Origin of the sequence: Streptomyces sp. NPDC050732 (assembly GCF_040654255.1) — a bacterium.
GTDB lineage: Bacteria > Actinomycetota > Actinomycetes > Streptomycetales > Streptomycetaceae > Streptomyces.
On record NZ_JBFAHP010000046.1, the window covers coordinates 17,619 to 43,036 of the forward strand.

19 protein-coding genes and 1 pseudogene are annotated in these 25,418 nt (G+C 72.6%); 12 read left to right on the plus strand and 8 right to left on the minus strand.

Annotated features, from left to right (window positions below):
- Positions 1–23 precede the first annotated feature (23 nt).
- Entirely contained in the window at positions 24–1,148 is a 1,125-nt protein-coding gene (locus tag AB0H82_RS32120; protein WP_362999029.1) for an aminopeptidase P family protein, read from the plus strand.
- Positions 1,149–1,175: 27 nt separating this feature from the next.
- On the opposite strand, the gene AB0H82_RS32125 is transcribed toward AB0H82_RS32120, so the two are convergent.
- Positions 1,176–2,189, minus strand: a complete 1,014-nt coding sequence (locus tag AB0H82_RS32125; RefSeq protein WP_362999030.1) for an aldo/keto reductase — start codon at positions 2,187–2,189, stop codon at positions 1,176–1,178.
- A gap of 67 nt (positions 2,190–2,256) precedes the next feature.
- On the minus strand, positions 2,257–4,002 hold the full coding sequence (treZ, locus tag AB0H82_RS32130) for a malto-oligosyltrehalose trehalohydrolase (protein ID WP_362999031.1): 1,746 nt from the start codon (positions 4,000–4,002) through the stop codon (positions 2,257–2,259).
- A 144-nt stretch (positions 4,003–4,146) separates the two neighbouring features.
- Here treZ and AB0H82_RS32135 point away from each other — a divergent pair, with 144 nt between their 5' ends.
- Entirely contained in the window at positions 4,147–4,707 is a 561-nt protein-coding gene (locus AB0H82_RS32135) for a DUF1707 and FHA domain-containing protein (RefSeq protein ID WP_362999032.1), read from the plus strand.
- A gap of 12 nt (positions 4,708–4,719) precedes the next feature.
- On the opposite strand, the pseudogene AB0H82_RS32140 reads toward AB0H82_RS32135, so the two are convergent.
- Positions 4,720–4,994: pseudogene (locus AB0H82_RS32140) on the minus strand (3-hydroxyacyl-CoA dehydrogenase); the annotation flags it as partial.
- A 161-nt stretch (positions 4,995–5,155) separates the two neighbouring features.
- Between AB0H82_RS32140 and AB0H82_RS32145 the strand changes: the two are divergent.
- Complete coding sequence (locus AB0H82_RS32145; RefSeq protein ID WP_362999033.1) at positions 5,156–6,298, plus strand: cytochrome P450; 1,143 nt, start codon at positions 5,156–5,158, stop codon at positions 6,296–6,298.
- Here AB0H82_RS32145 and treY read toward each other — a convergent pair.
- Positions 6,234–8,741, minus strand: a complete 2,508-nt coding sequence (gene treY, locus AB0H82_RS32150) for a malto-oligosyltrehalose synthase (protein ID WP_362999070.1) — start codon at positions 8,739–8,741, stop codon at positions 6,234–6,236. The genes AB0H82_RS32145 and treY overlap by 65 nt on opposite strands.
- Positions 8,742–8,831: 90 nt before the next feature.
- Here treY and AB0H82_RS32155 point away from each other — a divergent pair, with 90 nt between their 5' ends.
- The gene (locus tag AB0H82_RS32155; protein WP_362999034.1) at positions 8,832–10,097 is read left to right on the plus strand and encodes an MFS transporter; all 1,266 of its coding nucleotides are present in this window, start codon (positions 8,832–8,834) and stop codon (positions 10,095–10,097) included.
- Here the strand turns inward: AB0H82_RS32155 and glgX are convergent.
- A complete protein-coding gene (gene glgX / locus AB0H82_RS32160; protein ID WP_362999035.1) occupies positions 10,072–12,180 on the minus strand; it encodes a glycogen debranching protein GlgX in 2,109 nt (702 codons plus the stop codon). The two genes, AB0H82_RS32155 and glgX, sit on opposite strands and share 26 nt — an antisense overlap.
- Positions 12,181–12,337: 157 nt before the next feature.
- Here glgX and AB0H82_RS32165 point away from each other — a divergent pair, with 157 nt between their 5' ends.
- The 4 genes from AB0H82_RS32165 (at position 12,338) to AB0H82_RS32180 (ending at position 16,680) form a co-directional block, all read left to right on the plus strand.
- Entirely contained in the window at positions 12,338–13,126 is a 789-nt protein-coding gene (locus tag AB0H82_RS32165) for a Tat pathway signal sequence domain protein (protein ID WP_362999036.1), read from the plus strand.
- A gap of 65 nt (positions 13,127–13,191) precedes the next feature.
- Positions 13,192–14,514 (plus strand): copper amine oxidase, encoded by a 1,323-nt coding sequence (locus tag AB0H82_RS32170; protein WP_362999037.1) that lies wholly within the window; start codon positions 13,192–13,194, stop codon positions 14,512–14,514.
- A 101-nt stretch (positions 14,515–14,615) separates the two neighbouring features.
- Positions 14,616–15,857: an SAV2148 family HEPN domain-containing protein gene (locus tag AB0H82_RS32175; protein ID WP_362999038.1), complete on the plus strand. Its 1,242-nt coding sequence runs from the start codon at positions 14,616–14,618 to the stop codon at positions 15,855–15,857.
- A gap of 112 nt (positions 15,858–15,969) precedes the next feature.
- Positions 15,970–16,680, plus strand: coding sequence for a 3'-5' exonuclease (locus tag AB0H82_RS32180; RefSeq protein WP_362999039.1), 711 nt, complete (start codon positions 15,970–15,972; stop codon positions 16,678–16,680).
- A gap of 3 nt (positions 16,681–16,683) precedes the next feature.
- On the opposite strand, the gene AB0H82_RS32185 is transcribed toward AB0H82_RS32180, so the two are convergent.
- Positions 16,684–17,547 (minus strand): aminoglycoside phosphotransferase family protein, encoded by an 864-nt coding sequence (locus AB0H82_RS32185; RefSeq protein ID WP_362999040.1) that lies wholly within the window; start codon positions 17,545–17,547, stop codon positions 16,684–16,686.
- 170 nt (positions 17,548–17,717) lie between these two features.
- Between AB0H82_RS32185 and AB0H82_RS32190 the strand changes: the two genes are divergently transcribed.
- Genes AB0H82_RS32190 through AB0H82_RS32200 form a run of 3 tightly spaced genes read left to right on the plus strand, consistent with a single transcriptional unit; the run spans position 17,718 to position 20,769 of the window.
- On the plus strand, positions 17,718–18,641 hold the full coding sequence (locus AB0H82_RS32190; protein WP_362999041.1) for a sugar ABC transporter permease: 924 nt from the start codon (positions 17,718–17,720) through the stop codon (positions 18,639–18,641).
- The gene (locus tag AB0H82_RS32195; protein WP_362999071.1) at positions 18,641–19,474 is read left to right on the plus strand and encodes a carbohydrate ABC transporter permease; all 834 of its coding nucleotides are present in this window, start codon (positions 18,641–18,643) and stop codon (positions 19,472–19,474) included. Before AB0H82_RS32190 ends, AB0H82_RS32195 begins: the two co-directional genes overlap by 1 nt.
- Entirely contained in the window at positions 19,474–20,769 is a 1,296-nt protein-coding gene (locus AB0H82_RS32200) for a sugar ABC transporter substrate-binding protein (protein WP_362999042.1), read from the plus strand. Before AB0H82_RS32195 ends, AB0H82_RS32200 begins: the two co-directional genes overlap by 1 nt.
- Positions 20,770–20,918: 149 nt before the next feature.
- Here AB0H82_RS32200 and AB0H82_RS32205 read toward each other — a convergent pair whose 3' ends face one another.
- Positions 20,919–21,659 carry a response regulator transcription factor gene (locus AB0H82_RS32205; RefSeq protein ID WP_362999043.1) on the minus strand — a complete coding sequence of 247 codons (741 nt, stop codon included), beginning with the start codon at positions 21,657–21,659 and terminating at the stop codon, positions 20,919–20,921.
- Positions 21,656–22,915 (minus strand): sensor histidine kinase, encoded by a 1,260-nt coding sequence (locus AB0H82_RS32210; protein WP_362999044.1) that lies wholly within the window; start codon positions 22,913–22,915, stop codon positions 21,656–21,658. The genes AB0H82_RS32205 and AB0H82_RS32210 overlap by 4 nt, the downstream gene beginning before the upstream one ends.
- A 215-nt stretch (positions 22,916–23,130) precedes the next feature.
- Between AB0H82_RS32210 and AB0H82_RS32215 the strand changes: the two genes are divergently transcribed.
- The gene (locus AB0H82_RS32215; RefSeq protein ID WP_362999045.1) at positions 23,131–25,392 is read left to right on the plus strand and encodes an MMPL family transporter; all 2,262 of its coding nucleotides are present in this window, start codon (positions 23,131–23,133) and stop codon (positions 25,390–25,392) included.
- Positions 25,393–25,418: the final 26 nt, after the last annotated feature.

The window sequence follows — 25,418 nt, forward strand, 5'->3', positions numbered from 1 at the left end:
GACGTAGACAACAGGAGGTCCTCATGAGCAGCGCGCCCGCGCCCTTCACCGCCGACGACTACCGAGCACGCATGGACCGCGCCGCCGCGGCGGCCGCGGACGCCGGCCTCGCGGGCGTCCTCGTCGCCCCGGGACCCGACCTCGTGTGGCTCACCGGCTACCGGCCCACCGCGGCCACCGAACGCCTGACGGTCCTCGTGCTCGCCGCCGGACAGGACCCCGTCCTCGTCGTGCCGACCCTGGAGGCCCCGGACGCCGCACGGGCCGCGGGCGCGTCCGCGCTCACCCTGCGCGACTGGACCGACGGCAAGGACCCGTACGCCGTCACCGCGCCCCTCCTGGACGTGTCGGGCCGCTTCGGAGTGAGCGACAACGCCTGGGCGATGCACCTCCTCGGCTTCCAGCAGGCCCTGCCCGGCACCTCCTACGTCTCCCTCACCCAGGCCCTCCCGATGCTCCGCGCCGTCAAGGACGCCGCCGAGCTCGAACGCCTCGCGGCGGCGGGCGCGGCGGCCGACGCGGCGTACGAGGAGATCCAGAAGGTGCCCTTCGCGGGCCGCAGGGAGACCGACGTCGCCGCGGACCTCGCGGACCTGCTGCGGCGGTTCGGCCACTCCCAGGTCGACTTCACCGTCGTCGGCTCGGGCCCCAACGGCGCCAACCCCCACCACGAGGCCGGTGACCGCGTCATCGAGCACGGCGACATGGTCGTCCTCGACTTCGGCGGCCTGCTGGACGGCTACGGCTCGGACACCTCCCGCACGGTCCACGTCGGCGAGCCCACCGCCGAGGAGCAGCGCGTCCACGACGTGGTGCGCGAGGCGCAGGCGGCGGGCTGCGCGGCGGTGCGGCCCGGCGCCGCCTGCCAGGACATCGACCGCGCGGCCCGCGACGTGATCACCGAGTTCGGCTACGGCGAGTACTTCATCCACCGCACCGGACACGGCATCGGCGTCACCACTCACGAACCGCCCTACATGATCGAGGGCGAGGAGCAGCCGCTGGTGCCGGGAATGTGCTTCTCCGTAGAGCCCGGAATCTATCTGCCGGGTCGCTTCGGAGTGCGCATCGAGGACATCGTGACGGTCACCGAGGAGGGCGGGCGGCGGCTGAACGCCACCGCCCGCGAGATGGCGATCGTCAGCTGAAAGGCGTCAACCGAAGGCTGGAAGGCGTCAACTGAAGTCCGTGCGGGGGCCGGTGCGCGGCTCGCGGCCCGGGTAGTACGCGAGGACGTCGTACGGGTAGGGCAGCGGCCGCGCGCTCGCCGTGGTCAGCCGCTCGTGCTGCTCGGGCGTCAACTCCCAGCCCACGCAGCCGAGGTTGTCGGTCAGCTGCTCCACGGACCGCGCCCCGACGATCGGCGCCGTCACCCCCGGCTGCTGGAGGAGCCAGCGCAGCGCCACCTGGGCCGGAGTGCGCCCGGCCTCCTCGGCGACCTCCAGAACGGCGTCGACGACCTGCCAGGTCTCCTCGGTGGCGCGCTCCTTCCAGGACGCCGCTCCGCGCGTGCCCTCGGGCGGTGCCGTCATGTCGCGCCGGAACTTCCCCGAGAGCCAGCCGCCCTGCAGCGGGCTGTACGGGATGACACCGACGCCCTCCGCCGCGCTGAGGGGCAGCAGCTCCCACTCGATCTCGCGCCCGAGGAGGTTGTAGAACGGCTGCAGGCAGGAGTACGGCTCCCAGTCGTGCGCCCGCGCCACGTCGAGGGCCTTCTGCAGCTGCGCCCCGGAGTGGTTGCTCGCTCCCAAGTAGCGGACCTTGCCCGCCTTCACGAGGGTGTCCAGGGTGGACAGGGTCTCCTCGACGGGCGTCGTCGCGTCCCACACGTGGGTCTGGTAGAGGTCGATGTAGTCGGTGCCGAGGCGCCGGAGGCTCGCGTCGACCGCCGACAGGATGTGCTTGCGGCTCAGCCCGCCGGCGTTCGGCGCGTCGCTCATCGTCGCGAACACCTTGGTGGCGACGACGAGTTCGTCCCTGCGGCGGCCCTTGAGCCAGCGGCCGAGGATCTCCTCCGACACACCGCGCCCGTACATGTCGGCCGTGTCGACGAACGTGCCGCCCGCCTCCGCGAACGCGTCCAGCATGCGGTGCGACGTCGCCTCGTCCGCGGCGCTGCCGAACATCATCGTGCCCAGGCACAACTCGCTGACGCGCAGCCCGGTCCGGCCCAGAAATCGTTGCTTCATGGTTCGCCTCCCCAGATGAGGCCCTCAAGATAGGCGAGGCGCCGCACGCCGGGGGCCGCGCGGCGCGTCACGCGGTGGCCAGGATCACGCACGACTCGGCCGGCAGCCGCACCACCCCGTCCGGTCCCGGCGCCTCGACCGGCTCCCACGCGGCGACCACGCGCGCGTGGCGCCCGTCCAGGGGTACGACGACGGGCTCCTTGCCGAGGTTCACGGCGATCCGCAGGTCGCCGCGCCGGAACGCGAACCAGCGGGCCCCCTCGTCGTGCGCGACCCGCACCGCCGCCAGGTCGGGGTCGGTCAGGTCGCCCCGGGAGCGCCGCAGGGCGATCAGCTCGCGGTGCCAGGCGAGCAGCCGGGCGTGGTGGCCCCGCGCGGGCTCCGACCAGTCCAGACACGACCGGTCGCGCGTCCCGTGGTCCTGCGGATCCGGAATGTCCTCCTCGGCCCAGCCGTGCGCCGCGAACTCCCTGCGCCTGCCCCGGCGCACGGCCTCGGCGAGCTCGGGGTCCGTGTGGTCGGTGAAGAACTGCCAGGGCGTCGTGGCACCCCACTCCTCGCCCATGAACAGCATCGGTGTGAACGGGCTCGTCAGGGTGATCGCGGCCGCGCAGGCGAGCAGGCCGGGGGAGAGAGCGGCCGAGAGACGGTCGCCTTGCGCGCGGTTGCCGATCTGGTCGTGGGTCTGCGCATACGCCAGGAAGCGGTACGCGGGCGTCCGCGCGCGGTCCACGGGTCGGCCGTGGGCGCGGCCACGGAACGTCGAGTACGTGCCGTCGTGGAAGAACCCGCGCGTCAGCGTCTTGCCGAGCGCGGCCAGCGGGGCCCGCGCGAAGTCTTCGTAGTAGCCCTGCGACTCACCGGTGAGCGCGGTGTGCAGCGCGTGGTGGAAGTCGTCGTTCCACTGTGCGTGCAGGCCGAGGCCGCCGCTCGCGCGCGGGGTGACGAGCCGCGGGTCGCCCAGGTCCGACTCGGCGATCAGGGACAGCGGCCTGCCGAGCTCCGCGGCCAGGGAGTCGACGGCCGCGGAGAGTTCCTCCAGGAAGTGGCACGCGCGCGTGTCCCGCAGCGCGTGCACGGCGTCGAGCCGCAGGCCGTCGAGCCGGTAGTCGCGCAGCCAGGCGAGGGCGCTGCCGATCAGATACGCGCGCACCTCGTCCGAGCCGGGCGCGTCCAGGTTGACCGCGGCGCCCCACGGTGTCTGGTGCGTCTCCGTGAAGTAGGGCCCGAACGCGGGCAGGTAATTGCCGGCCGGGCCGAGGTGGTTGTGGACGACGTCGAGGACGACGCCGAGACCCTGCGCGTGCGCCGCGTCGACGAACCGCTTCAGTGCCTCCGGGCCGCCGTACGGTTCGTGCACCGCCCACAGCGACACCCCCTCGTACCCCCAGCCGTGCCGCCCGGGGAAGGGGCACAGCGGCATCAGCTCCACATGCGTGACGCCGAGTTCCGCCAGATGTCCGAGCCGGCCGGCCGCCGCGTCCAGCGTGCCCTTGCGCGTGTACGTGCCCACGTGCAGCTCGTACAGGACCGCTTCCCGCACGCCGCGCCCCGCCCATGGCGTGCGCCACGCGTACCGGTCGTGGTCGACGACGGCGCTGAGGCCGTCCGGCCCGTCCGGCTGGCGCCGCGAGCGCGGGTCGGGCAGGACCGGCCCCCCGTCGACCGAGAAGCCGTACCGCGTGCCGTCATCGGCCGCCGCCTCCGCCGTCCACCACCCCCCGCGGTCCGCGTCGCGCTCCATCGCGCACGTGGTGCCCGCACACTCCAGCACGACCCGCTCGGCCTCCGGCGCCCACACTTCGAACCTCACCGACGGTTCTCCCTCGTCCGCTGTCCGTCACACCGTGGGTCCCATGGTGCGTCAGAAGCCGTCGTCCCGTGGGAGGAAGCGGTCGATCGGCCGCCGGTCCACCCGTTCTGGACACCCGGGGCGCGCGTACCCGACAATTGCCTGGTGACATCCTCTTTCGAGTTCTCCACGTTCCCGGCGGCCCCCGCGCGGGTGACGGACGCCGAGCGCGACCGGGCGCTGGACGCACTCAAGGAGGGCGCGGCCGTCGGCAGGCTCTCGCACGACACGTTCCTGCGCCGCATGGAGCTCGTGCTCGCCGCCCGCAGGCCCGACGAACTGGCGGCGCTCACCGACGACCTGCGGACCGAGGGCCGCTGGTCGCGCATGGTGCTCGGCGGTGTGGAAGCCGTCTCCGGGTTCACGATGAAGCTGCGCAGGGCCTGGGAGGCCGAGCGCCTGCCGAAGCTGCTGCTTCCGTCACCCGACAGCCACCACCCGCTGCGGATCGGCCGCGACCCGGCCAACGGCCTGCGGCTCAGCCACGACACGGTCTCCCGGGTCCACGCCGAGCTGCGGTGGCAGGGCGGCATGTGGGTGCTGCGCGACCTCGGCTCGACCAACGGCACTTCGGTGAACGGACGCAGGGTGACCGGGGCGGCCATCGTCCGGGACGGCGACTCCGTGAGCTTCGGCCGGATGGCGTTCCGCCTCGCGGTGAACTGAGCGTCGGTTCACGCGCGCGTGCCACGCGGCCGCGACCGCCGTGAGCGACTGGTGCTCCACCTGGCGCTCCAGCGGCACCCAGCGGGCCCTGAACCGCTCGGCGCCGCCCGAAGGCGTCGACGCTGTCTATGTACGCCATGGAGGTGTCCGCGGGCGGCAGCCGCCGCCAGTCGTCGGCGAGCCCCGGCACCAGGGCGAGCGCCCAGCACACCGCCCGCAGCAGCGGCCCCTCGGCCCCGGCGCAGCCGCCTCGCGAGCGCCCGCATCGCCCGCACCGGCGCCGGGTGCGCCACTGAGGCCATCGCAGTACGCCATGGGGCGGAGGGCGTGTCACGGACCGCATCACCCGTACGGCTGTACGAGGCCTGCGGTGCGGGCCGCGCGGTGGTCGTCTTGAACACACCCGCGCGGCCGCTCGCCGCGCCGACGCACAGGTGGGAGCCCCGCGGTGCGCTGCCTCTCCGTCCCGCCCGAGGACCCGATACCCGCGGCCACCCCGCCCGGTCTCCTGTCGCCCGTGCTCGCGCGGGACCCGTACCCGGCGTTCCGCGTGCTGCGGGAGAGCCACCCCCTGGCCCGCGACGAGTTTCTCGGTGCGTGGCTGGTGAGCCGGTACGGGGACGTGTGCGAGGCCCTCGCGCGGGACGAGCTCGTCGCGCTGCCGCCGGGGCGGACCCTCGCGCACATGGAGGGCGCCACGCACCGGGCGCACCGCGCCCTGGTCGAACCGGCGCTGCGGGGCCGCGCCGTCGCCGCCCTGGCCGCGGGCGCCTCGCGCACCGCCCACGTACTGGCCCGCCGGATCGCCGCCCGCCCGGAGACGGACCTGGTCACCGAGTTCTGCCGGTGGCTGCCGACCGCCGCGGTCGTGGCCGCGCTCGGCCTGCCCCACGAGGACACCGCACGCGTCCAGCGGTGGTGCCGTGACGGCCTCGGCCACCTCGGCGGCGGCCACCACGAACTGGACGCCCGGCTCCGCCCCCACCTGGCGCGGCGGCGGTCCCGGCCCGGCGACGACCTGCTCTCCGTGCTCTGCGCCGCCGAGGTCGACGGGCGGCCCCTCTCGGACGAAGCCGTGGCCGGCCTCGTCGGCTCGCTCCTCGGCGGCGGAGGCGAGGCGACCGCGCTCGCCCTCGCCTCGTTCCTCGCCAACCTCCTCGACGACCCCGCACAGCTTGCCCTGGTCCGCGAGCGGCCCGAACTGATCCCCGCCGCCTGGGCGGAGTCCCTGCGCCGCGACCCGCCCGCCCCCGTCGTGCTGCGCCGCGCGGTCCGCCCGGTCGTCGTGGCCGGCACCACGCTGCCCGCGGGGGCCGTCGTGGCGTGCCTGGTCGGCGCCGCGAACCGGGACCCCGCGCGGTTCGCCGACCCCGACCGCTACGACATCCGCCGCGCGGACCCGGGGCGCCTCGCGTTCGGCGCGGGCCGCCACGCCTGCCCGGGCGCCGAGCTCGCGGCCCGCACCGCCGGGTACGGCCTGCACGCCCTGCTGGACGCCCTGCCGGGGCTGCGCTGGGCGCCGGGCTTCAGACCGGATCCCCGGGGGCTGCTGACGCGCGGCCCGCGGACTCTGCTCGTACGCCCTCAGTGACGCCCTCGGTGACGCCCGCGTCGGCGATCCGCTCCAGGAGCGCCACCGGCGACACGGAGAAGAGCTCCGCCACGCGCGCGTGGCCCTCGAACTCCCGCTCCGGAGCGAGCAGATCGGCCCACCGGCCCGCCGGGAGCGCCAGCTCCGTCTCCCGCCAGCCGCCCGCGTCCGCGAGCCGCAGGGACAGCCGGGTCGCCGCCACCACGACCTCTCCGGAGCGGATGAACGCCAGGCAGTGCGCGGCGCCGGGCCCCTCTGCGGCCAGCGGCTCGTACGTGCCCGTGCCCCCGAACAGCTCCGGCCGCCGCCCGCGCAGCCGCAGCGCCGTCGCGGTGAGGGCCAGCTTCTCCTCCGAGAGGTCCCACGGCTCCCGCTGGGCGTCGAGCCGCTCCAGGACGTGCGGCTGGAAGCGGGCGGGCTGCCGGTTGTCCGGGTCGACCAGGGCGCGGTACTCGCCCTCCGTGCCCTGGTAGAGGTCGGGCACCCCGGGCATCGTCAGGTGCAGCAGCGCGGCCCCCAGGACGTTGGCCCGCACGTGGTCGCCGAGCTCGCGCGCGAAGGCCGCCACCGCGTACAGCGGCGGCCCGCACGGGCCCGCCTCCACGAACGCGCCCACCGCCTTCTCATACGCCTCGTTGGGCTCGGTCCAGCTGGTGTGCAGCCCTGCCTCGCGCACGTGCTTCAGGAGGGCGTTCTGCAGCCGCATGTCGTAGGGGAAGCCGAAGCCGACCGCCGTCTGCCAGGCGGCCCACGCCAGTTGCGGATCGGGGGCGCACGTGCCGCCCACGCGCGAGGTCTGCTCGGTGACCTCGACCAGGAGGTCGGCCCACCGGCCCGGGCACTGCGTCAGGACGGAGATACCGGCCCGGACGTCGGCGCTCCGCTTGGTGTCGTGGGTCGTCAGGACGGTGCCCGAGTAGGGCCAGTCGCGCTGCACGCGCGCGCAGTACGCGTGGAACTCCTCCACCGGCACCGCGGGACGCTCGGGCGCCCCGCCCACCTCCGCCGCCGAGAGGAGCGGCGCGTGCCGGTAGAACGCGGTGTCCTCGACGGCCTTGGCGCGCAGCGCCGACGCGGTCTGCGCGAACCGCGCCCGGAACTCCTCCACGGCCGACAGGACCTCCGGAGCCGCCCGCAGCCGCCCCAGCGCCAGGTCCCGCACGACATCGACCGTCCGGGCCTCCTCGGGCACGCTGAAGGCCGCCCTGGCCTCGTCGGCGGCGCGGGCGGTGAGCACCGTCTCGGGCGCGTCGCCCCCGGAGGCGTACGGCCGGTAGACGGGCAGCCGCACGAGCAGTTCCCGCAGCGCGGTGCGCAGCATCCACGGGGCATGGTCGCGCAGCGCGGGGACGGCCGCGCAGATGGTGCCCGCCGCGCGCGTGAGCCGGTCGACCTCGGCGGCCAGCTCGCGCGTGACGACCTTGTACGCGGCTCTGCGCACGGTCGCGTCCCAGTCGCCGCCCCGGTCGGCGGGCGGCGCGGCGAAGCGGCGGTACTGGCCGAGGAGTTCGCCGGCGCCCGCCGGGTCGGTGAGGACGCCGTCGATGTGCCGCAGCGCGTCGTAGCCGGTGGTGCCGGCCACCGGCCAGGCGGCGGGCAGATGTTCGCCGTCGGCGAGGATCTTCTCGACGACCGTCCAGCGCCCGCCGGTCGCCTCGTGCAGCCTCTGGAGGTACGTTCCCGGGTCGGCGAGGCCGTCCGGGTGGTCGATCCGCAGGCCTTCGACGACGCCCTCGCGGAGCAGCTCCAGGATCTTCCCGTGCGTCGCGTCGAACACGTCCGGGTCCTCGACGCGCACCCCGATGAGATCGGAGATGGTGAAGAAGCGCCGGTAGTTGAGCTCGGTGCGGGCGAGCCGCCACCAGGACAGGCGGTACCACTGCGCGTCGAGCAGCTCCGGCAGCGGCAGCTCCGCGGTGCCCTCCCGGATGGGGAACGCGTGTTCGTGGTAGCGCAGCACGGCCCCGTCGACCCGCAGCTGCCCGAGCTCGTCCCCGAGCCGGCCGCCGAGGAAGGGCAGCAGGACGCGCCCGCCGCCCGCGTCCCAGTCGATGTCGAACCAGCGCGCGTACGGCGACCGCGGGCCCTCGCGCAGCACCTCCCACAGCGCGTGGTTGTGCCGCGGGACCGCCGCCATGTGGTTCGGCACGATGTCCACGACCAGGCCGAGCCCGGACTGCCGGGCGGTGCGGGACAGGGACCGCAGCCCCTCCTCGCCGCCCAGCTCGTCCCGCACGCGCGCGTGGTCCACCACGTCGTAGCCGTGCGTCGACCCGGGGACCGCCTCAAGGACCGGTGACAGGTGCAGATGCGAGACACCGAGCGAGGCCAGATGGGGGACGGCCGCCTCGGCGGCCGCGAAGGGGAAGTCCGGCTGCAGCTGGAGCCGGTACGTGGCGGTGGGCGGCGGTGGTACCGCGGAGCCGGGGCGCTCCGGTGTCATGCGCGTCATGCGAACGTACGTACCCGGTCTGGAGGCTTTCGTGTCATCGACTCATGCGTGTCCGCCCTACGACGTCGTTAGCGTCGGACGATGGCTCAGAACACACGGGACGCGTACCGCACGGTGCTCCGGATGACGGGGGCGGCGCTCCCCGTCGTCTCGTTCCTCGGCAGGCTCCCCGTGGCGATGATCCAGTTCGGCAGTGTGCTGCTGGTGACGGAGACCAGTGGGTCGCTGGCCACCGGCGGGATCATCGCCTGTGCGCTCGCGCTCGGCCAGGTGTCCCTGGGGCCGTTCGTCGGGCGGCTCGCGGACCGGCACGGCCAGCGGACCGTGGTGCTCGTCCTCTCGCTCGTCAACGCCGTGGCGATCGCGGCGTACACCCTGGGCGCCCTCGCGGACCTGCCCACGCCTGGCCTCGTCGCCCTGGGCGCCCTGGCGGGCGCGACGATCCCGGGGATCGGCCCGCTGGCCAGGGCGCGGGTCGTCCCGCTGGTGCGCGCCAAGGGCGGCGACGACCGTCTTGCGAGCACCGTGCTGTCCCTGGAGAGCACCATGGACGAGCTCTCCTTCGTGCTCGGCCCCGCCTTCGTGGGCCTCGCCGCCGTGGCGGGCCACCCTGCGTACGCCTTCGGGGCGGCCGCGCTGCTGGTCGCCGTCTGCGGCACGGCCTTCGCGCTGCACCCCACGGGACGTACCCCCAGGGCGGCCGCCGGGGGACCGCCACGCGCGCGTGGCGAACGCCCGCCGCTGCCGCGCTCCGTGTACGTGGTGCGGGTGGGGCTCCTCTTCCTCGGCGTGCTGCTCGGCGCCTGCGGGGCGGGCATCACCGCGCTCACCGAGGAGCTGGGCAGGCCGGGGCAGGCCGGGCTCGTGTACGCGGCGATGGGCGTGATGAGCGCGGTGGTGGGGCTCTCCATGGCCGCGCTGCCCGAGCGCTTCGGGCTGACCGCCCGGTGGCGCGTGGCGACGGCGGCCGCGGCGCTCCTGTCGCTGCCCCTGGTGTGGACCGACCGCCTGGCGGGCCTCTACGTAGTGGTCACTTTCTTCGGTGCGATCTACGCCCCGAACCTCATCACGGGCTTCGCCCTCACCGAGCGCGCCGTGCCGCCGCAGCGGCTCGCCGAGGGCATGACCTTCGCGGCGAGCGCCTTCGTCGGCGGCCAGGCGGTGACGCTCGCGGTGGCCGGGCGGCTCGCGGAGTCCCACGGCGCGGGGGCCGCGTTCGCCCTCGGCAGCGCGGCCGCCGCGGTGGCGTTCGTGATCGCCCTGATCGCCCGCCACGAACCCCACCGCCCCGAGGTCCCCGCTCAGCGGCCCCGCGCCACCGTCACGCCGGACGCTGCAGCACCGTGAGGCTCCGGTCGGCCAGCGTGAGCCGGTCGCCCGCCCGCACCTTCGGCCCCGGCTCCGGCGGCACCCCGTCCTCGTGCGCCGTGTCGATCACGAGCTGCCACTGACGGCCGTGGTTGACCGGCACCACGAACTCGATCGGCTCCGGGGACGCGTTGAACATCAGCAGGAACGAGTCGTCGGAGATCCGCTCACCGCGCGGCCCCGGCTCCGAGATGGCGTTGCCGTTCAGGAACACGCTCAGCGCCCTGGCGTGCGAGGCCTCCCAGTCCTGTTCCTCCATCTCCTCGCCCTCCGGGGTGAACCAGGCGATGTCCGACAGTTCGTCGTGCGTGCCCTGGACCGGCCGGCCGTGGAAGAACCGGCGCCTGCGGAAGACCGGGTGGTCGCGCCGGAGCATCGCCATCGTGCGGGTGAAGGCGAGCAGCGAGTTCTCGCCGTCCGGCCAGTGCACCCACGCCCGTTCGTTGTCCTGGCAGTACGCGTTGTTGTTGCCGCCCTGCGTGCGCGCGAACTCGTCGCCGTGGCTGAGCATCGGCACGCCCTGGGAGAGCATCAGGGTGGCGGTGAAGTTCCGCATCTGCCGGGCGCGCAGCGCCAGGACGTCCGGATCGTCCGTCGCGCCCTCGGCACCGCAGTTCCAGGAGCGGTTGTGGCTCTCGCCGTCCTGGTTGTCCTCGCCGTTGTCCTCGTTGTGCTTCTCGTTGTACGAGACGAGGTCGTGCAGCGTGAAGCCGTCGTGGCAGGTGGTGAAGTTGATCGACGCCAGCGGGCGCCGCCCGTCGTCCTGGTAGAGGTCCGACGAGCCGGTCAGCCGGGAGGCGAACTCCGCGAGGGTGCGCTGCTCGCCGCGCCACAGGTCGCGCACCGTGTCGCGGTACATGCCGTTCCACTCGGTCCACAGCGGCGGGAAGTTGCCCACCTGATAGCCGCCCTCGCCGACGTCCCAGGGCTCGGCGATCAGCTTCACCTGGCTGACCACCGGGTCCTGCTGCACGAGGTCGAAGAAGGACGAGAGCCGGTCCACCTCGTGGAACTGCCGTGCAAGCGTCGCCGCGAGATCGAAGCGGAACCCGTCCACGTGCATGTCCGTGACCCAGTGCCGCAGCGAATCCATGATCATTTGCAGCACGTGCGGCGAGCGCATCAGGAGCGAGTTGCCGGTCCCCGTGGTGTCCATGTAGTAGCGGGGATCGTCCATGAGGCGGTAGTACGAGGCGTTGTCGAGCCCCTTGTAGGAGAGCGTCGGGCCCAGGTGGTTGCCCTCGGCCGTGTGGTTGTAGACGACGTCGAGGATCACCTCGATGCCCGCCTCGTGCAGCGCCTTCACCGCCTGCTTGAACTCCAGGACCTGCTCGCCGCGGTCGCCCCACGAGGCGTACGCGTTGTGCGGGGCGAAGAAGCCGATGGTGTTGTAGCCCCAGTAGTTGTTCAGGCCCATGTCCACCAGACGGTGGTCGTTCACGAACTGGTGGACCGGCATCAGCTCAAGCGCGGTGACGCCGAGACCGGTGAGATGCTCGACGATCGCCGGGTGCCCGAGCGCGGCGTACGACCCCCTGAGCTCGTCCGGAAGGTCCGGGTGCAGCATCGTCAGGCCCTTCACATGGGCCTCGTAGAGCACCGTCTCGTGGTACGGGGTGCGCGGCGGGCGGTCGTCGCCCCAGTCGAAGTACGGGTTCACCACGACCGACGTCATCATGTGCGGCGCCGAGTCGAGGTCGTTGCGCTCGTCCGGTTCGTCGAAGTGGTAGCCGTACACCTCCTCGCCCCATTCGACGCGCCCGCTCACCGCGCGCGCGTAAGGATCGAGCAGCAGCTTCGCGGAGTTGCAGCGGTGCCCCTGCTCCGGCGCGTAGGGACCGTGCGCCCGGAAGCCGTAGCGCTGTCCCGGCATGACGCCGGGCAGGTACGCGTGGCGCACGAACGCGTCGGACTCGCGCAGCTCGACGGCCGTCTCCGAGCCGTCGTCGTGCAGAAGGCACAGCTCCACGCGCTCTGCGGCCTCGGAGAAGACCGCGAAATTCGTGCCGGCTCCGTCATATGTGGCACCTAAGGGATACGCCTGCCCAGGCCAGACCTGCATGAATACGACTCTTCCACTCACGCCCCCGCAAGAGGGGGCCACTTCGGCCACAGTCGCCCGGAAAGTGGGGCAACCACCCAGGAGTTGTACCCGTCTAACCGTCTGACCACATACTCGGTATGCCCACGAATGGGGCGCCAGGGGAGTAGGGGGAGTAGTGCGAGAGATAGTCAGACGCCACCTCGGGAAGGTGGTGGCGGGAGCGGCGGTCGCGGCGACCGCCACCGCCGTGCTGGTGGGCGTCAATATGCCGGGTGCGGAGGCGGGCGGCTCGGGGGACCGCCAGGCCAACGCGGCAGCGGCGGAGCAGGACGCCATCGCCAAGGACGGCGTCGTGGAGGCCGCGCCCGAGGAGGGCGCGAAGGGCATCGGCAGCGACCCGCTGACCGACGAGGAGATGGAGCGCGCCGAGAAGGCATCGGTCTCCGGACAGCTGCGCTCCAGCGCCCGGGACGTCGAGGGAGACCGCGGCCCGCAGCTGCTGTCCACCAACCTGAGCGAGCCGGACCCGGCGGACACCGGCACCGCGCCGCGCCGCGCCGAAGTCGTCTACTACGACTACAAGAAGGACGCCGTCATCACCAAGACGGTCAACGTGGAGACCGGCAAGGTCGAAGACACGGTCACCACGCAGAACGTCCAGCCGCCGCCCAGCCAGGAAGAGCTCGCCGAGGGCGCCAGGCTGCTGATCGCCGACCCGCTCGGCAAGGGCCTGAAGAAGGACTTCAAGCACGCCACGGGCAAGGCCCTGACCGGCCCGCAGCAGCTGCAGCTGAGCGGCATGGTCTTCCGCAAGGAGACCGTCAAGCGCGTGCCGTCCGACCTCACCGAGTGCGGCAAGCACCGGTGCCTGCAGGTCGTCACCAAGGTCAAGAACGGTCCGTGGATCGACACCCGGGCCCTCGTCGTCGACCTGAGCACCCGCACCGTGGGCCGCCTCGGCTGACCCGGCCGCCCGCGCCCACGACACCACACACCAACTTCTCCTCGTACGAGGGAGTTCACTCCACCATGCACGTCAACAGACTTTCGCGCGCCCGCAAGGGGGCCACGATGGCCCTCGCGGTCTCCGCGCTCCTCGGCGGCGCCGTCACCGTCGCCGCCCCCGCGTCGGCGGCCCCGGCCAAGGCTCCCGCCAAGGCGCCCGCCCCCGCGGCCGACTGCAGCGACGCCTACAAGATCGAGCAGACCGTCGACGGCGGCACGACCTGGCGCATGTGCTGGCACTACAACTCGCTCTCCGGCCTGATCCTCGACAAGATCAGCTACCAGCCGAAGGGCGAGCCCAAGCCGATCCCCGTCCTGACCAGCGCCCGGCTCGCCCAGGTGCACGTGCCCTACGACGACGGCCAGGCCGAGTACGACGACGTCACGGGCACCGACTTCGGCCAGGCCCTGCAGAACCTCAACGCCGGTGAATGCCCCGGCGGCACCATCAAGACCGTCAAGGTCCCGCGCCGCGGCGACGTGAAGGGCCTGTGCACCACCACGCGCGCGCGTGGGCACGCGTACCGCCTCAACGACGACGCGAGCACCGGCGGCAACGGCAAGGTCTACTCCGCCCAGGGCAAGGACCTGCTCGTCTACACCGTGAACAAGGCCTCCTGGTACGAGTACATAACCGAGTGGCGGTTCTCCTCGGACGGCACCATCACGTCCAACGTGGGCGCCACCGGCAGCCTCTCCCCGTACGACTACGACGGCGGCGACGACCGTGGCTGGCCCATCGGCAAGGGCCAGCAGGCCAAGGCCGAGAGCCACGCCCACAACGTCTTCTGGCGGCTCAACTTCGGCCTGGACGGCTCCCCGAAGGCCAAGGTCGAGCAGTACGACTCCAAGGTCACCCCGCCGGCCGGCGACGGCAGCCCCACCACGAAGACCACCCGCACGCAGGTCACCAAGGAGATGGCGGGCGACCGCAAGGACATGCGCTGGTGGCGCGTGGTCAGCGGGGCCGGCAAGAACAAGGACGGCCACCCGCGCTCGTACGAGTTCGTCCCGGGCCCCAGCAGCAAGCACGCCGGACGGCCCTTCACCAAGCACGACGTGTACTTCACCCAGTACAAGAAGTGCGAGCAGTACGCGAGCAACAACCCGGGCTGCCCCAACGGCACCCCGGACAGCGTCGACAAGTGGGTGAACGGCCAGACCATGGACCACCCGATCTCCTGGGTGCACATCGGCTACCACCACATCGCGCGTGACGAGGACCAGCAGCCCATGCCGGTCCACTGGCAGGGCTTCTCGCTGGCCGCCCGTGACGTCACCGCTATGAGCCCGCTCACTCCGCAGGACCTCGCGAACCAGAACGGCCAGCCCCCGGTCGGTGGTTGAGAAACCACCCTTCCCATCGGGCTGCACCTCCTGCCGCTCCCGGAGTACCCTTCCTTGATCGTTGACCGGGGGAGTGTCCGGGAGCGGAAGGCGGTGCGCGGGTGAGCTCGGGTGGTCGGGAGCTGCCCCCTGGTGACGAGGGTCACGAGGGGAGCTCCGCGGACGTACCCGCTGGAGCGGTGTCCCTGGCTCGGCCGATGGAGACGGGGTCTCAGATCGGACCCGAACTGGACTGGGACGCCGACGCCTGGCGCGAGGTCCGTACGCGCGCCCAGCGCGCCGGGCGGGCCTACATCTGGCTGAATCTGGTGGAGCAGCGGCTGCGCGCGGTCGTGGCCGCTGTTCTGCGTCCCGTCTACGAACCCGTCCACGCCGACGACTGGGTCGTCGCCGCGGCGGGCCCCGCCGGGCAGGAGTGGGTCCAGCGGGCCGTCGCCGTGCGCGAGGTGAGCCGCCGCAAGGGGTACCTGCTCGACCCGGCCGACGACAACGTCCTCAGCTTCCTCACGCTGCCGCAGCTCCGCGAGCTGATGGTGCAGCACTGGCCCTGCTTCGAGCCGTACTTCGACGACCGCCGCGACGTCGAGCTGGCCCTCGACGAGCTGGAGGTCACCCGGAACGTGGTCTCCCGCAACCGTGCCCTCTCCGAGGCGGTCCTCGCCCAGGCGGAGCGCGCCTCGGCCAGACTCCTGGACATGCTCGGCTCGGGCACCGACACGCCCTCCGCGCGCCGTCTGCCCGTCGACGCCGTCGAGGACCTGGTCGGCGACCGGTACGCGGACGTGGTGGGGGTGTACGGGGACCGGGTGCGGCTCCTGCGGCAGTTCCCCGCCGAGGACATCTTCGGCGGTGCCCGCCGCCTCGACGCGATCGGCATCGGCCTCAACCTCCTCGTGCAGAACTTCTCCGGGCGCCGGCTGGTCAGGCTCGCCGAGTCGGGCTGCCGGGTGCGGCTGCTCTTCCTCAATCCGGCGAGCAGCTCGGTCAAGCGCCGGGAGCGTGAACTGGGCATCAAGAAGGGTGAGTTGAGCCGTTCCGTCGAGATGAACATCCTGCACATGCGCCGGGTCAGGGCGCGGCTGCGGGACCCGGGCGCCTTCGAGATCCAGGTCTTCGACGAGACGCCCCGCTTCACCGCGTACCTGGTCGACGGGGACGGCGCGGACGGCATCGCCGTCGTCCAGTCGTACCTGCGCAGGGCCCGCGGGATGGAGGTGCCGGTCCTGGTGCTGCGGGGCGGCAGCCGGGTGGTGAAGTCGGGCGATCCGGGCGAGAGCGGGCTTTTCACCACATACCGCGAGGAGTTCGAGCTGGCCTGGGCGGACTCGCGGCCGGTGTCCTGACCTCCGGGGCACCCTGCTGGCCGGCGAAAGCGGAATGCGGCCCTCGGATTGTCAGTGGCGCATGGGATCGTGGTGGTCACTGGGGGAAAGCACCACGAAGAAGGGGGCGGCCATGGGCTGGCACCAGGAGCTGCTGATCGGTTTCGACCTGGAGACGACGGGGACGGACCCGAGCGAGGCCCGCATCGTCACCGGCGCTGTCATCGAGGTCAAGGCCGGCGAGACGCTGGGGCGTCGCACCTGGCTCGCGGACCCGGGGATCCCGATCCCCGCCGGGGCGGTGGCCGTGCACGGCATCACGGACGAGCGGGTGGCGGCCGAGGGCAGGCCCGCCGACGAGGTCGCGGACGCGCTCGCCGGCGTCCTCACCTCGTACTGGCAGTCGGGCGTCCCGGTCGTGGCGTACAACGCGGTCTTCGACCTGAGCCTGCTCTCCGCCGAGCTCCGGAGGTACGGCTTGCCGTCCCTGCGCGACCGCCTCGGCGGCATCGACCCGGGCCCGGTGATCGATCCGTACACGATCGACCGCTCCGTGGACCGGTATCGAAGGGGCAAGCGGAACCTGGAAGCGGTCTGCACGGAGTACGGCGTGGTCCTGGAGGCCGCCCACGACGCCGCGGCCGACGCCCAGGCGGCGGCCCGCCTCGCCTGCGCGATAGCCGACCGCCACCCGAAGGTCGCGTCCCTCGGCCCGGCGGACCTGCACCGCCGCCAGATCGAGTGGTACGCGGAGTGGGCGGCGGACTTCCAGAACTTCCTGCGCAAGAAGGGGAACGCGGACGCGGTGGTGGACGGCGTGTGGCCCCTGAGGGCCGAGGATTAGGCCCTAGAAGGGGTACCAGCGGACGGTCGCGTCGCCGTCCCGGAGGGACGCCACGCGCCGGCGGAACTCGACGAGCGCCTTCGGATTGGCGGGCGCGTGCTGCGCGACCCACGCGCAGCTCGCCGTCTCCCGGGCGCCGCGCAGCACGCCGCACCCCTCCCACTCCCGCACGTCCCAGCCGTAGACCGACACGAATCCGTCGTACGCCTCCGGGGAGAGCCCGTACCGGTCGCGGGAGAGCGCCATGACGACCAGGTCGTGCTCCCGCAGGTCGGCGGAGAACGTCTCCAGATCCACGAGCACGGGCCCGCCGGGGCCCACCAGGACATTGCGGGGCAGCGCGTCGCCGTGCACGGGGCCCGGCGTGAGGTGCGGGGTCAGCGCCGCCGCGGCGACGGCGAACCCGTCCCTGCGCTCGCGCAGATAGTCCGCGTCGGCCGGATCGATCGCGTCACCGGCGAGCCGCAGCCACCGCTCCACACCGCCGAGCAGTTCGCGGCGCGGGAGCTCGAAGGAGGGGGAGTCCAGTGCGTGCACGCGACGGATGAGCGCCGCCAGATCGCGCGGCTCCGCGGGCCGCACGGCATCAGGGAGCCGGTGCCAGAGCGTCACCGGATGGCCGTCCACCAGGCGCGCCCCGGTCTCGGCGGCCCGCACGGCGGGGACGCCGGCCTTCTCCAGCCACGCGGCGACGGCCAGCTCGCGCCGCGCCCTCGCGAGGAGTTCGGGGGCGGCGCGGCCGACCTTGACGACCAGCTCGCCGACGGCGAACACCGCGTTCTCGCCGAGCGCGAGCAGCTGGGCCCCCCTCACCGGAACCGGCAGCTCCGCCGCGTCCAGTACGTCCCGCGCCCGTGCCTCGTCCATCCCGTGCCTCCCGCACCTGTTGCCCCGTTCGCCCGACAGTCTCGCATTCGCACAGGCCAACCGGCGTGCGAGGGCGCGCAGCTGCTTGACGTACCAAGATCACATCAGCACGATGACGGGGGCCGCCGGGGCGGCCGGACCCGCACGAGCCGCCCGAAGGAGCCGATTCCGTGACATTGGCGACCGCGACGAAGCGGTCAGCGAGAGGCGCGCAGGGACGAGGGGCCGCGGACCACGGCGCGTGGTTCCTGGTGCTGCCCGCGCTGATCCCGATCCTCGTCCTCAGCGTCGGCCCGCTCCTCTACGGCATCGCGCTGGCCTTCACCGACTCCCAGTCGGGCCGCACCGAACCCACCCAGTGGATCGGCGCCCTCAACTTCCAGGACCTGCTGCACGACACGCTGTTCTGGGACTCGTTCAGGATCGGCCTGCTGTGGGCCTTCGGCGTCACCGTGCCGCAGTTCTTCCTCGCCCTCGGCCTCGCCCTCCTGCTCAACCAGCCACTGCGGATGCGCTGGCTGGCGCGGGCGCTCGCGATCATTCCGTGGGCGATGCCCGAGGTGGTCGTCGGCATCATGTGGCGGCTCGTCTACCACCCGGACGCGGGCGTGCTCAACGAAACGCTCGCCGACCTCAGCCTGGGGGACGGCAAGGACTGGCTGACCGGCACGGCCACCGCGCTCCTCGCCGTCATCGTCGTCGGCATCTGGGCGGGCATGCCGCAGACCACCGTCGCGCTCCTCGCCGGACTGCAGAACACCCCGCGGGAACTGCACGAGGCGGCCGCGATGGACGGCGCGGGCGCCTGGCGCCGGTTCCGCACCGTCACCTGGCCCGCGATCAAGCCGATCGCCCTCGCCATCACGGCGCTCAACTTCATCTGGAACTTCAACTCCTTCGCCCTGGTCTACGTCCTCACCCAGGGCGGCCCCGGCGGCCGCACCCGCCTCCCCATGCTCTTCGCCTACGAAGAGGCGTTCCGCTACGGCCAGTTCGGCTATGCCGCCGCCATGGGCTGCGTGATGGTCGCGGTGATCTCCGTGATCCTCGCCTGCTACCTCGTCGGCCGCCTGAAGGGAGGCGACGAGGCATGATGCGTACGAAGAAGTCGACGCGCGCCGCGCAGTACGTGGCACTCGCCGCCTATCTGGTCTTCCTCGCCTTCCCGTTCCTCTGGCTGATCTCCACGGCCTTCAAGCCCGCCCGGGAACTGGGCAGCCTGCACCCCACCTGGATCCCGAAGGACCCGACCCTGGAGAACTTCCGGCAGGCCTTCGACGAGCAGCCGCTCCTGCGGGCCGCGGGCAACTCCCTGATCGCGGCGCTCAGCGCGGCCCTGATCGCGGTCGTCATCGCGACCCCGATGGCGTACGTCATGGCCAGGCACCGCAGCCGCCTCGCGAAGGCGGCCACCGGATGGGTGGTGATCAGCCAGGCGTTCCCGTTCGTCCTGATCATCATCCCGCTGTTCCTCATCCTGAAGAACCTGCATCTGATCAACTCGCTGGTCGGTCTGATCGCGGTGTACGTGGTGTGGTCGCTGCCGTTCGCGCTGTGGATGCTCGTCGGGTACGTCCGCGCGGTCCCCACGGAGCTGGAGGAGGCCGCGGCGGTGGACGGCGCGAGCAGGGTGCGGACGTTCGTGTCGGTCGTCGCGCCGCTGCTCGCGCCCGGCATCGTGGCCACGGCGATGTTCGCCTTCATCACCGCGTGGAACGAGTTCTTCTTCGCGCTCGTCCTGCTCAAGACCCCGGAGAAGCAGACCTTGCCGGTCATCCTCAACCGCTTCATCGGCGCGGAGGGCGTCGCCGACCTCGGGCCGCTCGCCGCGGCGGCGTTCCTCGCGACCATCCCCTCGCTGGTCATCTTCGCGATCATCCAGAAGCGGATCACGGGCGGCATGCTGGCCGGGGCGGTGAAGGCCTGATGCGTACGGCACCACGGCTCCTCGCGGCCACGGCGACCGCTCTCGCCCTGCTGCTCACCGGCTGCAGCGGCGACTCCGGTGACGACGACGGGAAGATCACTCTCCAGTTTCAGTCCCTCGCCTGGCAGAAGGAGTCCGTCGACGCCAACAAGGCGCTCGTCGAGGAGTGGAACGCCACACATCCGGACGTCAAGGTCGAGTACGTCCAGGGAAGTTGGGACAGCGTCCACGACCAGCTGCTCACCTCCTTCGAGGGCGGGGAGGCGCCGGACATCATCCACGACGCGTCGGACGACCTCGCCGACTTCGCGTACGGCGGGTATCTCGCGGACATCGGCGACCTGCTCCCCGAGCGCCTCAAGGCCGACATCCCCGAGCGCAGCTGGGAGACGACGACCTTCCGGGGCAAGGTCTACGGCGTGCCGTTCCTCCAGGAGCCGCGCGTCCTGATCGCCAACGCGAAGTGGCTCAAGAAGTCGGGCGTACGGATCCCGACGCCCGAGAAGCCGTGGAGCTGGGCGGAGTTCCGGAAGATCACCAAGGAGCTCGGCGACGGCGAGGACGGGAAGTACGGCGTCGCCTGGCCGCTCAAGGAACCGGTCTCCGCGACGCTCAACCTCTCGCTGTCCACCGGCGGGAAGATGTTCCACCGGGGCGCGGACGGCAAGGTCGACGTCCGCTTCGGCGCGGCCGACGCGGTCATGCCGCGCACGGTCCACGACCAGGTCAACAACGACAGGAGCGCCTCGGGCACGACCCTCGGCTTGGGCGGCTCCGACACCCTGCCCGGCTTCTTCGGCGGCAAGTACGCGATGGTCCCGCTCGGCTTCTCCTACCGCCAGCAGATCGCCCAGCAGGCGCCCGAGGGCTTCGACTGGCAGGTGCTGCCCGCCCCGGCGGGCGAGGAGGGACTCGTGCAGGGTGTCAGCCCGCAGACCCTGTCCGTCTCCGAGGACAGCCCGCACAAGAGGGAGGCGGCCGAGTTCATCGACTTCTTCCTCCAGCCGGACAACATGGTGAAGCTCGCGCGGGGCGACTGGATGCTGCCCACGGGCGCGGAGGCCCTGAGGGATCCCGCCCTGCGGACGAAGAAGGACGACTGGGCCGCGGGGACGGCGCTCGCCGAGCATCTGCGGCCGGCGCCCGCGCAGACCGTGCGCGGCTACCCGGAGTGGAAGGACAAGGTCGCCACGCCCGCGCTGCAGGAGTACTACAGCGGGGCGATCGGCCTCCCTGAGCTCAGGAAACGGCTCGTCAAGGACGGGAATCTGGTGCTCAAGAGGTATCAGCGGTGAGTGCTCCGCCGGGTGGGCGGCTGGTTCGCTGCGGGCCGGATGTGGCTGGTCGCGCAGTTCCCCGCGCCCCTTGAAAACCCCAGTTCCCCGCGCCCCTTGAAAACCCCAGTTCCCCGCGCCCTGACGGGGCGCCGTACAGCACCGGGCGTTCAGGCCCTGGTCCCGTTGCCCTGGCCCGCCCGCACGAGTCCCGTCTCGTAGGCGACGATGACCGCCTGCGCGCGGTCGCGGACGCCCAGCTTGGCGAAGATGCCGGTGGCGTGGTTCTTCACGGTCTGGACGCCGATCGCCATTCGCTGGGCGATCTCCGCGTTGTCGAGGCCCGCGGCGATCAGCCGGAGCACCTCGACCTCGCGCGGGGTGAGTCCGGAGAGGCCCCCGGCCGGCGGGCGCGTGGCCGGGGCCGGGGTGACGAAGGTGGCGAGCAGCCGGGTCAGCAGCCGCGGGGCGACGACGGCCTCGCCGCGGTGGACGGTGCGCAGCGCGGCGACCAGCTCCTCCGGGGAGACGTCCTTGGGCAGGAACCCCGAGGCCCCCGCCCGCAGGGCACCGACCACGTGCTCGTCCATGTCGAAGGTGCTGAGCGCGAGGACCCGGCAGCCGGGCAGCTCGGCGGCGAGGCGCTCGGTGGCCCTGACCCCGTCGAGCACCGGCATGCGGATGTCCATCAGGATCACGTCGGGGCGCAGTTCGCGGGCCGCCGCGATGGCCTGCTCGCCGTCGCCCACCTCGCCGACGACCTCGACGGCGGGGTCGGAGAGCAGGATGAGCGACAGGCCGCGGCGGACGAGGGGCTGGTCGTCCGCGATGAGCACGGTGATGCGCTCGGGCCCGGTGCCCGACTCCGGCGTCGGCTCGGCCCCGGCGGTGGGTCCGGTGGGAGAGGTCATCGCGTGCCGTCCTTCTCGTGTGTGTCGGCGGCGTCAGGGGAGTCGGCGGTGCCGGCGTCGTACGCGTCGGCGGGCAGCGGCACGCTCGCGACCACTTCGAACCCGCCTTCCGTCCGGCTGCCGACGCGCAGGGAACCGTCGTGCAGAGCGATGCGTTCCCGCATGCCGAGGAGACCGTATCCGCTGCCCGTGACACCCCCGCCGGGCGCCCTGCCTGCGGTGGCCCCGGCCCCGGCGCCGTCGTCGGTCACCTCCACGGTGACGCGGTCCGGGAGATAGGCGAGCCGCACCGTCGCACGGGCGGGCCCCGCGTGCTTGCGGGCGTTGGTCAACGCCTCCTGCACGATGCGGTAGAGGGTGAGCCCGACGGTCATCGGCAGCGGGCGGGACCGCCCGGTGACGTGGAGTTCGGCGGGCAGGCCCGCGGCGGTGGAGTCGGCGACGAGCCGCTCGATGCCGTCCACCCCGGGCTGGGGCTCCGACGGCGCCTCCTCCAAGGTGTCGGTGCTGCGCAGCACCCCGAGGAGCTGCCGCATCTCGTGCAGGGCGGTGCGGCCGGACTCCTCCAGCGTCACCAGTGCCTCGCGGGCCGTCTCGGGGTCGCGGTCCAGGGTCGACCTGGCGCCGCCCGACATCAGGTACATGGTGGTGATGTGGTGGGCCACGATGTCGTGGAGCTCCCGCGCGATGCGGCGCCGCTCCTCGGTCACCGCGCGGTCGGCGAGCAGCTTCCGGTTGATCTCCAGCTGCCGCTGCCACTGCCGCACGGCCAGGCTGATGGCGACGATGAGGCAGGGCGTGACCAGGACATCGGTGAGGCCGACCCCCAGGAAGGGCACGTCGTTGTGCCAGTAGCGCGCGATCTGCACGGGCGCGGTGGCCACGGTCGCCAGCGCCACGGCACGCCGCCCGCTGTACCTGGCCACGGTGTAGAGCCCCACCGCGACGGCGCCGCCGTAGCTGTTCGACATCGGCGTGCCCGGGTCGACGGCGAGCCCCAGATTGACGGCCAGCTGCACCGCGAGGACCGCGCCGAACACCGGCACGGGGTGCCGGCGCCTGAAGAGCAGCGGGACCAGGGAGACGACGATCAGCAGGACACCCGGTACGGTCACGGCCGCTCCCGTGCCCTCCTCGCCCGGGGCGAGGTACGCCAGCACGTCGAGCCCCACCGCGACGACGGCGACCGCCACATCACCCGGCGTCGGCCGGGCCCCGCCCGTGGGCGGTACCGGCGGGAAGAAGTCGCGGCCCATCAGGGCGCCTCCAAGTCGAACCAGTCCGTCGGGCCCCGATGTCCCGTCGCTCCACCCATTACATCCCGACCGGTGGGGCCGGGAATCGGCGCGGAGGCGGTTCTTCCGCCCCGTACTGGAGTACTGCCCGCGACGCCGTACCGGACCACGGTCACGGGCGCGTCCCCTCCCGGCGGCCGACGCTCCCAACGGGCCCCGCGTGATGACCTGTTGGCATGATCCGCAAGCTGACCTCCTTCTCCACCCGGCACCGATGGCTGACCATCGTGGTCTGGACCGTCCTCGGAGCGGCCCTGTCGTTCGTGGGGCAGACGATGATGTACGACGTCACCGACTCCCAGGCCGGGGACTTCCTGCCCAAGAAGTACGACTCGGCGGTGGCGCTGCGCATCGCGGAGGACGAGTTCGGCACCAGGCCCGACCCCAACGCCCTGACGGTGCTCGTCGCCAAGAACGACGGCGGCAGGCTCACGGCGGGCGACCGGCGGCGCATCGCGGACACCGCGGCGGGCCTCGGCCGGGAGCGGATCGCGGCGCCGAAGCCCGAACCGCTCATGAAGGACCACTCGCAGACCCCGCGCGTCTCACCGGGAGCCGTGGCGCCGGACGGGACGTTCCGGCTCCTGACGGTGTCGTTCGACGGGAACCCCCAGGACCCCGGACTGCAGGACGTCTACAAGGAGTTCCGCGACACCGCGAAGGACGAGTTCGCCGACGCGGACATGCGGGTCGGCTTCACCGGCGGCATCGCCTCCACGGTCGACGACACGGAGGCCGAGGAACCCACGGGGAAGCTCGTCGCCAATCTGACGATGGGCCTCATCGTCCTCCTGAACGTGCTGGTGTTCCGCAGCCTCGCGGCCGCGTTCGTGCCGCTGATCGCGGTGGCGCTGATCGGCGGGGTCGCCTCGGGCACCGTGGTCGGCGCGGCGAAGCTCTTCGGCATCAGCCTCGACGCGTCGACGCCCTCACTGATCGGCGTCGTCCTCATCGGCATAGGCATCGACTACTTCCTCTTCCTGATGTTCCGGTTCAGGGAGCAGCTGCGGAACCACCCCGGGCAGAACGCCCGGACGGCCGCGGCCGAGACGACCGGGCGGGTCGGCAGCGCGATCACGTCCGCCGCGCTGACGATCGTGGCGGCCTTCGCGACGCTGGGCCTGGCGAGTTTCGGGCAGTTCCGTGTCCTCGGCCCCGCCATCGCGCTCTCCGTGCTCGTCATGCTCCTCGCCAGCCTCACGCTCATGCCGGCGCTCCTCGCCCTCTTCGGACGCGGCATGTTCTGGCCCGCGCGCGCCTGGAAGAAGGAGCGCACCGGCGGCTTCACCGCACGCCTGGGGCACGCGGTGAGCAGCAGGCCACTGCGGTACGCCCTCGGCAGCCTGGTGCTGCTCGGCGCGCTGGGCGCGGGCGCGCTCGGCATGAAGATGAGCTACGACCAGCAGGGCCTGCACGAGACCGCCGCCACCAGGACCGCGGAGCAGATCTCGCGCAGCCTGCCCGCGGGCGTCTCCGACCCGCACACCGTGTACGTACGCAGCACGAACGGCGGTGACATCAAGGCGAGTTCGCTCACCGGCATGACCCGCTCCCTCGCCGAGGCGGAGGGCGTCGGCGAGGTGGGCGAGCCGGTGCTCAGCAAGGACCGCACGGCCGCGCGGGTCGACCTGTTCCTCAGCGTGAAGTCCGATACGCAGAAGGCACGCGACCTGGTCTCGGGACCCGTCAGGGAGACGGCCGCACGGACCGCCCCGGAGGGCACCGAGGCGTACGTCACGGGGACGGCCGCCGTCTTCGCCGACATCTCGACGGCCGTGGAGAAGGACCTTCGGCTGGTGTTCCCGGTTGCGGCCCTGCTGATCGCGGTCATCCTCTTCCTGCTGTTGCGCTCCCTGCTCGCCCCGGTCGTGCTGATGATCGCCGTGGGGCTCGGGTTCCTGGCCACGCTCGGCTCCAGCACGCTGCTCTTCCAGCACGGCCTCGACCGGCCGGGGGTCTCGTTCACGCTGCCCCTGGTGCTCTTCCTCTTCGTCGTCGCCCTCGGCACCGACTACAACATCCTGATCACCGACCGCATCAGGGAGGAGATGGAGAAGCAGGTACCGGCCCGGCACGCGGTGGCCGAGGCGGTACGGCACACCGCGCCCGCCGTCGCCACGGCCGGCATCGTGCTCGCCGGGTCCTTCGCGAGCCTGGCCGCGAGCCCCGCAACCCAGGAGATCGGCTTCGCCACGGGCCTGGGCATCCTGCTCTCCTCGCTCGTGCTCTCCCTCGTCCTGGTGCCCGCCCTGGCCGCGCTCCTCGGCCGCGGCCTGTGGTGGCCCCGCAGGCCGGCCCGACCCCACGGCCGCCACCACGCCCCGTCGGTCCCCACCACCGCCCCGCCCGGCGCACCGCCGACCGGCAACTACCCCGACTACCCCGACTACCCCGACTACCCCGACTACACCGGCTCGTACGGGGCGAGCCGGAGGTAAGTGCGACAGGGCCCCGCACCGCCGAA